This window comes from Aeromonas sp. Lyrl_2 (assembly GCF_051948815.1).
Lineage (GTDB): Bacteria > Pseudomonadota > Gammaproteobacteria > Enterobacterales > Aeromonadaceae > Aeromonas > Aeromonas veronii.
In genome coordinates, this window is sequence record NZ_JAYJLJ010000008.1 from 171,345 (window position 1) to 183,553 (window position 12,209).

Below are 12,209 nucleotides of genomic sequence, written 5' to 3' on the forward strand. Positions count from 1 at the left end.
CTCCTGACAGGGGAAACACGTGAAAGACTTACTCAAGTTTTTGAAGGCTCAGACCAAGACCGAAGAGTTTGACAGTATCAAGATCGGTCTGGCCTCTCCTGACATGATCCGCTCCTGGTCATTCGGTGAGGTCAAAAAGCCTGAGACCATCAACTACCGGACTTTCAAGCCGGAGCGTGATGGTCTGTTCTGCGCCCGCATCTTCGGACCGGTGAAGGACTACGAGTGTCTGTGCGGCAAGTACAAGCGCCTGAAACACCGTGGTGTGATCTGTGAGAAGTGCGGCGTTGAAGTGACCCAGACCAAGGTCCGTCGTGAGCGTATGGGCCACATCGAGCTGGCCAGCCCGACTGCCCACATCTGGTTCCTGAAGTCCCTGCCGTCCCGTATCGGTCTTCTGCTGGACATGACCCTGCGCGACATCGAGCGCGTGCTCTACTTCGAATCTTTCGTCGTAATCGAGCCGGGTATGACCAACCTCGAACGCAGCCAGATGCTCTCTGAAGAGCAGTACCTGGATGCGCTGGAAGAGTGGGGCGACGAATTTGACGCCAAGATGGGTGCCGAAGCAATCCTGGCATTGCTGCGCGCTATCGATCTGGAAGGTGAAGTCAAAACCATGCGTGAGGAGCTGGATCAAACCAACTCCGAGACCAAGCGCAAGAAGACCACCAAGCGTCTGAAGCTGATGGAAGCTTTCCTGCAGTCCGGCAACAAGCCGGAGTGGATGATCATGACAGTGCTGCCTGTGCTGCCGCCGGACCTGCGTCCGCTGGTACCGCTGGACGGCGGCCGTTTCGCGACTTCCGATCTGAACGATCTGTACCGTCGCGTGATCAACCGTAACAACCGCTTGAAGCGTCTGCTGGATCTGGCTGCTCCGGACATCATCGTGCGCAACGAAAAGCGTATGCTGCAAGAGTCCGTCGATGCACTGCTGGATAACGGCCGTCGTGGTCGTGCCATCACCGGTTCCAACAAGCGCCCGCTGAAATCCCTGGCTGACATGATCAAGGGTAAGCAGGGTCGTTTCCGTCAGAACCTGCTCGGTAAACGTGTCGACTACTCCGGTCGTTCCGTTATCACCGTAGGCCCGACTCTGCGTCTGCATCAATGCGGTCTGCCGAAGAAGATGGCGCTGGAACTGTTCAAGCCGTTCATCTATGGCAAGCTGGAAACCCGCGGTCTGGCGACCACTATCAAGGCCGCCAAGAAGATGGTGGAGCGCGAAGAAGCTGTCGTTTGGGATATCCTGGACGAAGTGATCCGCGAACACCCGGTTCTGCTGAACCGTGCACCGACTCTGCACCGTCTGGGTATCCAGGCATTCGAACCGACTCTGGTCGAAGGCAAGGCAATCCAGCTGCACCCGCTGGTTTGTGCTGCGTATAACGCGGACTTCGATGGTGACCAGATGGCGGTCCACGTACCGCTGACCCTGGAAGCCCAGCTGGAAGCGCGTGCGCTGATGATGTCTACCAACAACATCCTGTCGCCTGCCTCCGGTGAGCCGATCATCGTTCCTTCTCAGGACGTGGTCTTGGGTCTGTACTACATGACCCGTGCTCGTATCAACGCCAAAGGCGAAGGTATGGTGCTGGCCGGCCCGAAAGAAGCCGAGAAAGTATATCGCGCCGGTCTGGCCGATCTGCATGCTCGTGTGAAAGTACGCATTACCGAATACCTGCGTCAGGAAGACGGTTCTCTGCGTGAACACACCGAGATGAAGAACACCACCGTTGGTCGTGCGATCCTGAGCCTGATCCTGCCGAAAGGTATGGAATATGCCCTGATCGACGAGCCGAAGGTGCTGACTGCTGCAGAACAGGCTGATCTGGATGCCAATCCACAGAACTGGATCAAGTGCGTATCCAACAAGGCGCTGGGCAAAAAGCTCATCTCCCGTCTGCTGAACACCTGCTATCGCAAGCAGGGCCTGAAGGACACCGTTATCTTCGCTGACCAGCTGATGTATACCGGTTTCCACTACGCGGCCCTGTCCGGTGCTTCCGTTGGTATCGATGACATGGTCATCCCGGATGCCAAGAAAGACATCATTGCAGCAGCCGAAGCCGAAGTTGCCGAGATCCAGGACCAGTTCCTGTCTGGTCTGGTAACTGCGGGCGAGCGTTACAACAAGGTTATCGATATCTGGGCCAGCGCCAACGAGCGCGTCTCCAAGGCCATGATGGAGAACTTGTCCAAAGAGCGTAACGTCAACTCGCTGGGTGAAGAAGAAGAGCAGGCCTCGTTCAACAGCATCTTTATGATGGCCGACTCTGGTGCGCGTGGTTCCGCCGCCCAGATCCGTCAGCTGGCCGGTATGCGTGGCCTGATGGCCAAGCCGGATGGCTCCATCATCGAGACCCCGATCATCGCGAACTTCCGCGAAGGTCTGAACGTACTGCAGTACTTTATCTCTACTCACGGTGCTCGTAAGGGTCTGGCGGATACCGCATTGAAGACTGCGAACTCCGGTTACCTGACTCGTCGTCTGGTAGACGTGGCGCAAGACATGGTGATCACCGAGGACGATTGCGGCACTACCGACGGTCTGTGGATGACTCCGCTGATCGAGGGTGGCGACGTGGTCGAGCCGCTGCGTGAGCGCGTGCTGGGTCGTGTGGTGGCAGAAGATGTCATCAAGCCGGGTACCGAGGACGAGATCCTGGTTGCTCGCAACACCCTGCTCGACGAGCAGCTGTGTGACCTGCTGGAACGCAACTCCGTTGACCGTGTGAAGGTACGTTCTGCCATCACCTGTGAAACTGACTTCGGTAACTGTGCTCACTGCTACGGCCGTGACCTGGCCCGTGGTCACTTGGTTAACAAGGGTGAGGCTGTCGGTGTTATCGCCGCCCAGTCCATCGGTGAACCGGGTACCCAGCTGACGATGCGTACGTTCCACATCGGTGGTGCCGCATCTCGTGCCGCAGCCGAGAGCAGCATCCAGGTGAAGAACACCGGTAGCATCAAGCTGCAGAACGCCAAGTTCGTTCACAACAGCGATGACAAACTGGTTATCACCTCACGTTCTACCGAACTGACCATCATGGACGACATGGGCCGTACCAAGGAAAGCCACAAGCTGCCTTACGGTTCCGTGCTGGAAGTGAAGGATGGTCAGGCCGTGAGCGCTGGCGAGACCGTTGCCAACTGGGATCCGCACACCCACCCGATCATCACCGAAGTGGCAGGTCGCCTGCAGTTCGAACACATGATCGATGGCGTGACCATCACTCGTCAGACCGACGAGCTGACCGGTCTCTCTTCTATCGTTGTTCTGGATGTCAACGAGCGTCCGAGCGCCGGTAAAGAGATGCGTCCGACCGTTAAACTGGTCGACCTGAACGGCAAAGACGTGATGATCCCGGGTACCGATGTAGCCGCCCAGTACTTCCTGCCGGGCAAGGCGATCGTGAACCTGGAAGATGGTGCCAACGTGGGCGTGGGTGACGCGGTAGCGCGTATCCCGCAAGAGTCCGGCGGTACCAAGGACATCACCGGTGGTCTGCCGCGCGTTGCGGATCTGTTCGAAGCACGTCAACCGAAGGAACCGGCAATTCTGGCCGAGATCTCCGGTACCATCTCCTTCGGGAAAGAGACCAAGGGCAAACGCCGTCTGGTCATTACCCCGACCGATGGTGGCAACGTCTACGAGGAGATGATTCCGAAGTGGCGTAACCTGAACGTGTTCGAAGGTGAAAAAGTTGAGAAGGGTGAAGTGCTGGCGGACGGTCCTGAGTCTGCTCACGATATCCTGCGTCTGCGCGGTATCAGCCCGGTCGCCAACTACATCGCCAACGAAGTGCAGGACGTATACCGTCTGCAAGGCGTTAAGATCAACGACAAGCACATCGAAGTCATCGTTCGTCAGATGCTGCGCAAGTGCGAGATCCTGACTGCTGGCGACACCGATCTGATCGAAGGCGAACAGGTTGAAGTGGCTCGCGTGAAGATTGCCAACCGTAAGCTGGTTGCCGAGGGCAAGACCCCTGCGACCTACCGTCATGTACTGATGGGTATTACCAAGGCATCTCTGAGCACCGAGTCCTTCATCTCCGCGGCTTCCTTCCAGGAAACCACTCGCGTTCTGACCGAAGCCGCCGTAGGTGGCAAGCGTGATGAACTGCGTGGTCTGAAAGAGAACGTCATCGTGGGTCGTCTGATCCCGGCTGGTACCGGCTTTGCCTACCACCATAGCCGGATCAACCAGCGTGCCGCCGCAGCTCGTGCTGTTGGTACCCCGCAGGTGACCGCTGATGAAGCGGAGCAGAACCTGGCGGATCTGCTGAACGCAGCCGGTAGCTTCGACGAAGAGTAACTCGTCATCCGTGATTGAAAAGGGCTCCTTCAAGGAGCCCTTTTTGTTGGCCAATTCCTCGGCAAAGGTAGACGCAGCGCGGGTTTCAGGATGATCCAGAGCAAAGTTGTAGAGTAAAAAATCAAAAAAAGTTGACTTTACTCCCCTGCAATTTAAAACTCGGGAAAGTTGAATGGTTATTACAGGGGTAGAACATGACTGTCGGTATCGAGGAAGCCATGCTTCCCGAAGAACAGCTGATCAGCCGCACTTTTACAGATGAAGACAGGGAATTGTTGCGCTCATACGATGGGCTCATCGATGGCTTGGCCGAGCTGTTCGGCAAGCATTGTGAAGTGGTACTCCACTCCCTGGAAAATCTGCACGAGTCGGTGATCAAGATCGCCAACGGCTTCAATACCGGACGCACCCTCGGGGCGCCCATCACCGATCTCGCCCTGCGCATGCTCAAGGACATCGAGAGCACCGGCCAGGATTACACCCAGAGCTATTTCGCTCGCAGCCGTACCGGCGCGCTGATGAAGTCGAGCACCATCGCCATTCGCAACAGCGAGCGGCAAGTAGTGGGGCTTATCTGCATCAATCTGCACATCAATGCGCCTTTCCACGAGTTCGTGGCCGAATTTTTCCCGACGCCCCAGCAGGCGGCGCGTCAGTCACCAGAGACCTTCGCCAACAGCGTGGAAGAGCTGGTTGCCCAGACGGTGGATAACACCATCGACGAGATCAATCGCGATCCCACCGTGGCCAATAATGCCAAGAATCGCTTCATCGTGACCCAGCTGTTCGAGAAGGGCATTTTCGATATCAAGGATTCGATCAATCTGGTGGCGGACAAACTCAATATTTCAAAACATACCGTTTATCTTTACATCCGACAGCGCAAGCAGGGTGAAGACGAGAACGAGTAACTCATTCCAGAAGGGGATAGATGAATGGCTAAAGAAGTGATTGCAACCGACAAGGCGCCTGCCGCGATTGGTCCGTATGTTCAGGCTACCAAGGTTGGCGAGATGATCTTCACCTCCGGGCAGATCCCGCTCGATCCTGCCACCATGGAAATTGTGGCTGGCGGCATTGAAGAGCAGGCCGAACGGGTGATGAAGAACCTGGTTGCCGTGTTGCACGCTGCCGGTGCCGATGCCAGCAAAGTGGTCAAAACCACCTGCTTCCTGAGCGACATGAACAACTTCGTTGCCTTCAATCAGGTCTATGCCCGCTACTTTGGCGATGCGGCGCCAGCTCGCTCCTGCGTAGAGGTGGCCCGTCTGCCGAAAGATGTGCTGGTCGAAGTTGAGGCGATTGCCCATCTCTGATCAACAGATCGAATCAAGCCCCTCCTGGCAGGGGCTTTTTTGTTTTTGGCGTAAAATGGACCGGGTCAGCACAGGAGTCCTGCTATGAGTCTGAGTTTTGCCATCATGGTCACGGGGCCCGCCTATGGCACCCAATCGGCCAGCACCGCCTATCGTTTTGCCCGCACCCTGTTGGCACAGGGGCATACCTTGTCCCACCTGTTCTTCTATCAGGATGGGGTCTGCAACGGCAACGGTTTGCATCTGCCTGCATCCGATGAGACTGACCTGGTGCGTCTGTGGCGAGAGCTGGCAGAAGAGCAGGGGATCCGTATCGACGTCTGCGTCGCCGCCGCCATGCGACGCGGTGTGCTCGATGAGCAGGAGGCCAAGGGGGCAGGGCAGGCGCACTTCAATCTGCAAGCGCCATTTTGCTTGAGTGGTCTGGGCCAGTTGGCCGAGGCTGCGCTCACCGCCGATCGGCTGGTTCAGTTCTAGGGGGAGCCATGAGTAAAAAAATTGCCTTTATCTACAGTCGTGGCCCCCATGGCCATGCCGCCGGCCGGGAAGGACTGGATGCCCTGCTGGCCACCTCGGCCATGACCGATGAGCTGGCCCTCTTCCTGATTGGGGACGGTGTGCTGCAACTGCTCAAGGAGCAGCAGCCTGCCGCCATTTTGCAGCGCCACTACGCGCCCACCTTCAAGATGCTGGAACTCTACGACATCGAAGAGGTCTATGTTTGTGGTGACTCGCTGGCAGAGCGTGGCGTGACAGTGGATGAGCTGCTGATCCCGGTCGAGAGTCTGCCGCGCCAGGAACTGGCTCGGCGCTGGGCACAATGTTCGACTCACATCAGCTTTTGAGGTCTCCATGTTGCATCTGATATTGAACTCTCCCTTTCAGAGTCAGGCTCTGGCAGAGGCGCTCTCATACCTTCAGCCCGAGGATGAGCTGGTACTGATGCAGGATGCCGTGATTGCGGCATCGGCTCCCCAGTGGAGTGCGCGGCTGGCGGGTATCCCGCTTTATGTGATGCAGGAAGATCTGCAAGCTCGCGGTTTGCAGCATCGGGTGGGTAATGTGCTCGATATGGCGGGTCTGGTGGCACTGATTGCGCAAAAAGGTTCCCCGCGCACCTGGGGGGGCTGAGAAGCACATTTTCAAGATAATTCAATGTGATGTCGTGAAATCAAACGGATCCGAATTGCCCTTTTGTGACGCAAATTGTATAAATCTTGACTCCCCAGACAACAGGGCATAAAATTTCGCGTCCCCGTATCTGCGGGGAGGATTTTCCACACGTTTATGAAGTCATTATCAGGAGCCTTTTGATGGCAACTATTAACCAGTTGGTTCGCAAGCCACGCATCAAGCTCGTTGTGAAAAGCAACGTGCCGGCGCTGGAAGCGTGCCCTCAGAAGCGTGGCGTATGCACTCGTGTATATACCACCACCCCGAAGAAGCCTAACTCTGCACTGCGTAAAGTTTGCCGTGTACGTCTGACCAACGGCTTCGAAGTCACCTCCTACATCGGCGGTGAAGGTCACAACCTGCAAGAGCACTCTGTTGTTCTGATCCGTGGCGGTCGTGTAAAAGACTTGCCAGGTGTTCGTTATCACACCGTTCGTGGTGCGTTGGACTGTGCCGGTGTTAAAGACCGTAAGCAGGCTCGCTCCAAGTATGGCGTGAAGCGTCCTAAAGCTTAATGGTTCTCCGTTAAGTAAGGCCAAACGTTAATTCGTTTCTAGTTAGATAGCTTTCTAGTTTTGGGTAATCCCTGAAGTTACGGAGAATTTGAAATGCCAAGACGTCGTGTTGTTGGTCAGCGTAAAATCCTGCCAGATCCCAAGTTCGGATCAGAGCTGCTGGCTAAATTTGTCAACGTAGTAATGGTTGACGGTAAGAAATCTGTTGCAGAAGCCATTGTTTATGGCGCCCTGGACATCATTGCCACCAAATCTGGCAAAGAGCACCTGGCCGTATTCGAAGAAGCTCTGGATAACATTCGTCCGGCGGTCGAGGTTAAATCTCGTCGCGTCGGTGGTGCAACCTATCAGGTGCCGGTAGAAGTTCGTCCGGTACGTCGCAATGCCCTGGCAATGCGCTGGTTGGTTGATGCCGCTCGTAAACGTGGTGAAAAATCAATGGCTCAGCGTCTGGCTGGCGAGCTGCTGGATGCCGCTGACAATAAGGGTTCGTCTGTCAAGAAACGTGAAGACGTTCACCGTATGGCTGAAGCGAACAAAGCCTTCGCTCACTTCCGCTGGTAATCCGCTTGCGCAGGGTCTTTTGACTCTGCGCACCTTTAATTATCTAGGGACAAGCGCCTTAGTAAGAGGATGACAATGGCTCGTACAACCCCCATTGAGCGTTATCGTAACATCGGTATCTCCGCTCACATTGACGCCGGTAAGACTACTACTACCGAGCGCGTACTGTTTTACACCGGTGTAAGTCACAAGATCGGTGAAGTTCACGATGGCGCTGCCACCATGGACTGGATGGAACAGGAACAAGAGCGTGGTATCACCATCACCTCCGCCGCGACCACCGCTTTCTGGTCCGGTATGGGTAAACAGTTCCAACCGCACCGTATCAACATCATCGATACCCCGGGCCACGTTGACTTTACTATCGAAGTAGAGCGTTCAATGCGTGTTCTGGACGGTGCCGTGATGGTGTACTGTGCCGTAGGTGGCGTACAGCCACAGTCTGAAACCGTATGGCGTCAGGCTAACAAGTACAAGGTTCCCCGTATCGCGTTCGTCAACAAGATGGACCGTACCGGCGCCAACTTCCTGCGCTGCGTTGAGCACATCAAGACCCGTCTGAAAGGTACTCCGGTTCCCCTTCAGCTGAACATCGGCTCTGAAGAGAACTTTAAGGGCGTTGTTGACCTGGTCAAGATGAAAGCCATCAACTGGAATGAAGCTGATCAGGGCGTATCCTTCGATTACGAAGACGTCCCGGCTGAGTTGCTGGAACAGGCGCAAGAAATGCGCATGAATCTGGTTGAAGCCGCTGCTGAAGCGTCTGAAGACCTGATGGAAAAATACCTGGGCGGCGAAGAGCTGACCGAGGAAGAGATCAAAGGTGCTCTGCGTCAGCGCGTGCTGAACAACGAAATCATCCTGGTAACCTGTGGCTCCGCGTTCAAGAACAAGGGCGTACAGGCAATGCTGGATGCCGTGATCGAGTACCTGCCGGCTCCGACCGACGTTGCTGCTATCGACGGCCTGAAAATGGACGGCGAGACCAAAGACGAGCGTCACGCTTCTGATGACGAGCCGTTCTCTGCTCTGGCGTTCAAGATTGCTACCGACCCGTTCGTTGGTAACCTGACCTTCTTCCGTGTCTACTCTGGCGTGATCAACTCCGGTGACACCGTGCTGAACTCCGTCAAGGACAAACGCGAGCGTTTTGGCCGTATCGTTCAGATGCATGCCAACAAGCGTGAAGAGATCAAAGAAGTACGCGCTGGTGACATCGCTGCTGCCATCGGTCTGAAAGACGTGACCACTGGTGACACCCTGTGTGACCCGAACGCACCGATCATCCTCGAGCGTATGGAATTCCCGGAGCCGGTAATTTCTATCGCGGTTGAGCCGAAAACCAAGGCTGACCAGGAGAAGATGGGTCTGGCACTGGGCCGTCTGGCTCAGGAAGATCCGTCCTTCCGCGTATGGACTGACGAAGAGTCAGGTCAAACCATCATCGCTGGTATGGGTGAGCTGCACCTGGACATCATCGTTGACCGTATGCGTCGCGAGTTCAAGGTTGAAGCCAACGTAGGTAAGCCGCAGGTTGCCTACCGTGAAACCATCCGTACCACCGTTAAAGACATCGAAGGCAAGCATGCCAAGCAGTCTGGTGGTCGCGGTCAGTACGGTCATGTTGTTATCGACATGTACCCGCTGGAAGAAGGCAAAGCCTACGAATTCGTCAACGACATCAAAGGTGGTGTCATTCCTGGTGAATTCATCCCGGGTGTTGATAAAGGTATCCGTGAGCAGCTCAAATCTGGTCCGCTGGCTGGTTACCCGGTTATGGATCTGGGTGTGCGTCTGCACTTCGGTTCTTACCACGATGTCGACTCTTCCGAACTGGCGTTCAAAATCGCTGCTTCCATGGCCTTTAAGGCTGGCTTCATGAAAGCCAACCCGGTTCTGCTCGAACCGATCATGAAAGTAGAAGTTGAAACTCCGGAAGATTACATGGGCGACGTTATCGGTGACCTGAACCGTCGTCGTGGCCTGATCGAAGGTATGGAAGATGGCCCGTCCGGCAAGATCGTACGTGCTCTGGTGCCGCTGGCCGAAATGTTCGGTTATGCAACTGCACTGCGTTCCGCTACCCAGGGTCGTGCTTCCTACGCCATGGAATTCGCCAAGTATCACGATGCACCGACCAACGTTGCACAAGCCGTGATCGAAGAGCGCAAATCCAAGTAATTTAAGATTCCCCGCCTACGACGGTAGGCGGGTTTAACCTAGAAGGACTACGTCGTGTCTAAAGAAAAATTTGAGCGTAATAAACCGCACGTAAACGTCGGCACCATCGGCCACGTTGACCACGGTAAAACCACCCTGACTGCAGCTATCACCAACGTGCTGGCCAAGCACTTCGGCGGTAAAGCTTTCGCCTTCGACCAGATCGACAAGGCACCGGAAGAGCGTGAGCGTGGTATCACCATCAACACCTCCCACGTAGAATACGACACCGCTACCCGTCACTACGCCCACGTAGATTGCCCGGGTCACGCCGACTACGTTAAAAACATGATCACCGGTGCTGCCCAGATGGACGGCGCGATCCTGGTAGTAGCAGCGACTGACGGCCCGATGCCGCAGACTCGTGAGCACATCCTGCTGGGTCGTCAGGTTGGTATCCCGTACATGATCGTGTTCATGAACAAGTGTGACATGGTTGATGACGAAGAGCTGCTCGAACTGGTAGAGATGGAAGTTCGTGAACTGCTGACCGAGTACGACTTCCCGGGTGATGACCTGCCGGTAGTTCGTGGTTCCGCGCTGAAAGCGCTGGAAGGCGACGCTCAGTGGGAAGAGAAGATCATCGAGCTGGCTGGCCACCTGGATACCTACATCCCGGAGCCGGAGCGCGCGATTGACCAGCCGTTCCTGATGCCTATCGAAGACGTATTCTCTATCGCTGGCCGTGGTACCGTAGTTACCGGTCGTGTAGAGCGCGGTATCGTTAAAGTAGGTGAGACCGTAGAAATCGTTGGTATCAAAGATACCGTTTCTACCACCTGTACCGGTGTTGAAATGTTCCGCAAGCTGCTGGACGAAGGTCGTGCAGGCGAGAACATCGGCGCGCTGCTGCGTGGTGTTAAGCGTGAAGACGTAGAGCGTGGTCAGGTACTGGCCAAGCCGGGTTCTATCAAGCCGCACACCAAGTTCGAATCTGAAGTGTACGTACTGTCCAAAGAAGAAGGTGGTCGTCATACCCCGTTCTTCAAAGGCTACCGTCCGCAGTTCTACTTCCGTACTACCGACGTGACCGGTACCATCGAACTGCCGGAAGGCGTAGAGATGGTAATGCCGGGCGACAACATCAAGATGGTTGTTACCCTGATTGCTCCGATCGCAATGGACGATGGCCTGCGTTTCGCTATCCGTGAAGGTGGCCGTACTGTAGGTGCTGGTGTTGTAGCTAGCGTAATCGCCTAATCGATTCGTTATATACAAACATGAAAAGGGGTGGCTTCGGCCACCCCTTTTTATTTTTGGGGCTATTTATGGCCTGTGAGATACTGGGCAAAACCATTGATAGAGGTAGTTTCCGTGAGCAACCCCGCCATTTTTCTGGATCGTGACGGTGTCATCAATGAAGACACTGGTTATGTCAGCCAAGTCGATGATTTCCATTTTCTGCCCGGAGTCATAGACGCCCTGCAGCTCCTCAAAAAGAAAGGCTATCTGCTGGTCGTCGTCACCAACCAGTCCGGAATCGCCCGCGGCTACTTCAGTGAAGATGATTTCATGAATCTGACTGAATGGATGGATTGGTCACTGGCTGATCGGGATGTGGATCTCGATGGCATCTACTTCTGCCCCCATCATCCGGATCACGGCGCCCCCTGTGATTGCCGCAAACCAGAGCCAGGCATGCTGCTGTTGGCGCAACAGGAACTGGGGATCGACATGAGCCGTTCCTATATGGTGGGTGACAAGCCCTCTGATCTGAAAGCTGCCGTCAATGCCGGGGTCGGTCACAAGATCATGGTCAGAACCGGCAAGCCGGTGACCGAAACGGGTAGTGCGCTGGCCGATGCTCTCTATGACAATCTGCACGATTTTGCCGTTGCGGTACCTGCAGTGAGCTGATTTCGCCGGTTTAATATGCCAATTGGTGGCTTTATGAGCGAACAAACAGCGGAAGCCATCTTTTTGCAATTATCTGCTTGCCAGAAAGAATCTGTTCCCTATAATGCGCCTCCATCGACAGGGCAAGTGGCAACGCAGAAAGCCAAGTCGATAACCTCGAAAAGCCTTTGAAAATAAGGCTTGACTCGGGAAGGCGGTTGAGTAGAATTCCACTCTCGCAGCAACACACTGTTGCGTCGA

Annotated in this window: 12 protein-coding genes; 11 read left to right on the forward strand and 1 reads right to left on the reverse strand. The window is 55.3% G+C overall.

All coding sequences use genetic code 11. The annotated features are described in order from the left end of the window. The first annotated feature begins 19 nt into the window (after positions 1-19). From rpoC to gmhB, 11 genes are all read left to right on the forward strand, one after another. Complete coding sequence (gene rpoC, locus VF684_RS09485) at positions 20-4,324, forward strand: DNA-directed RNA polymerase subunit beta' (RefSeq protein ID WP_139442030.1); 4,305 nt, start codon at positions 20-22, stop codon at positions 4,322-4,324. Positions 4,325-4,518: 194 nt separating this feature from the next. Continuing rightward, a complete protein-coding gene (locus VF684_RS09490) occupies positions 4,519-5,235 on the forward strand; it encodes a helix-turn-helix transcriptional regulator (RefSeq protein ID WP_005339902.1) in 717 nt (238 codons plus the stop codon). A 24-nt stretch (positions 5,236-5,259) separates the two neighbouring features. Next, the gene (locus VF684_RS09495) at positions 5,260-5,640 is read left to right on the forward strand and encodes a RidA family protein (RefSeq protein WP_005339904.1); all 381 of its coding nucleotides are present in this window, start codon (positions 5,260-5,262) and stop codon (positions 5,638-5,640) included. Positions 5,641-5,724: 84 nt separating this feature from the next. Next, a complete protein-coding gene (tusD, locus tag VF684_RS09500) occupies positions 5,725-6,117 on the forward strand; it encodes a sulfurtransferase complex subunit TusD (RefSeq protein ID WP_139442031.1) in 393 nt (130 codons plus the stop codon). 8 nt (positions 6,118-6,125) lie between these two features. Then, positions 6,126-6,485: a sulfurtransferase complex subunit TusC gene (gene tusC / locus VF684_RS09505; protein ID WP_139442032.1), complete on the forward strand. Its 360-nt coding sequence runs from the start codon at positions 6,126-6,128 to the stop codon at positions 6,483-6,485. Between the two features lie 7 nt (positions 6,486-6,492). After that, on the forward strand, positions 6,493-6,771 hold the full coding sequence (gene tusB / locus VF684_RS09510) for a sulfurtransferase complex subunit TusB (RefSeq protein WP_005339909.1): 279 nt from the start codon (positions 6,493-6,495) through the stop codon (positions 6,769-6,771). 182 nt (positions 6,772-6,953) lie between these two features. Then, entirely contained in the window at positions 6,954-7,328 is a 375-nt protein-coding gene (gene rpsL, locus VF684_RS09515) for a 30S ribosomal protein S12 (RefSeq protein WP_005306278.1), read from the forward strand. A gap of 93 nt (positions 7,329-7,421) precedes the next feature. Continuing rightward, the gene (gene rpsG, locus VF684_RS09520) at positions 7,422-7,892 is read left to right on the forward strand and encodes a 30S ribosomal protein S7 (protein WP_005339911.1); all 471 of its coding nucleotides are present in this window, start codon (positions 7,422-7,424) and stop codon (positions 7,890-7,892) included. A gap of 75 nt (positions 7,893-7,967) precedes the next feature. Further along, positions 7,968-10,073, forward strand: a complete 2,106-nt coding sequence (gene fusA, locus VF684_RS09525; RefSeq protein ID WP_021229318.1) for an elongation factor G — start codon at positions 7,968-7,970, stop codon at positions 10,071-10,073. A 54-nt stretch (positions 10,074-10,127) separates the two neighbouring features. Continuing rightward, a complete protein-coding gene (gene tuf / locus VF684_RS09530; protein WP_005339879.1) occupies positions 10,128-11,312 on the forward strand; it encodes an elongation factor Tu in 1,185 nt (394 codons plus the stop codon). A gap of 114 nt (positions 11,313-11,426) precedes the next feature. After that, positions 11,427-11,969, forward strand: a complete 543-nt coding sequence (gene gmhB / locus VF684_RS09535; RefSeq protein WP_005356377.1) for a D-glycero-beta-D-manno-heptose 1,7-bisphosphate 7-phosphatase — start codon at positions 11,427-11,429, stop codon at positions 11,967-11,969. 31 nt (positions 11,970-12,000) lie between these two features. Here the strand turns inward: gmhB and VF684_RS09540 are convergent. Continuing rightward, the coding region (locus tag VF684_RS09540) for a hypothetical protein (protein ID WP_440174171.1) at positions 12,001-12,209 on the reverse strand (209 nt) is incomplete at its 5' end.

Bases quoted from the DNA above. Each gene is read 5' to 3' on its own strand.
- VF684_RS09495 (WP_005339904.1), top strand. From the start codon at position 5,260: ATGGCTAAAGAAGTGATTGCAACCGACAAGGCGCCTGCCGCGATTGGT.
- fusA (WP_021229318.1), top strand. From the start codon at position 7,968: ATGGCTCGTACAACCCCCATTGAGCGTTATCGTAACATCGGTATCTCC.
- VF684_RS09490 (WP_005339902.1), top strand. From the start codon at position 4,519: ATGACTGTCGGTATCGAGGAAGCCATGCTTCCCGAAGAACAGCTGATC.
- tusC (WP_139442032.1), top strand. From the start codon at position 6,126: ATGAGTAAAAAAATTGCCTTTATCTACAGTCGTGGCCCCCATGGCCAT.
- rpsL (WP_005306278.1), top strand. From the start codon at position 6,954: ATGGCAACTATTAACCAGTTGGTTCGCAAGCCACGCATCAAGCTCGTT.
- tusB (WP_005339909.1), top strand. From the start codon at position 6,493: ATGTTGCATCTGATATTGAACTCTCCCTTTCAGAGTCAGGCTCTGGCA.
- rpsG (WP_005339911.1), top strand. From the start codon at position 7,422: ATGCCAAGACGTCGTGTTGTTGGTCAGCGTAAAATCCTGCCAGATCCC.
- tusD (WP_139442031.1), top strand. From the start codon at position 5,725: ATGAGTCTGAGTTTTGCCATCATGGTCACGGGGCCCGCCTATGGCACC.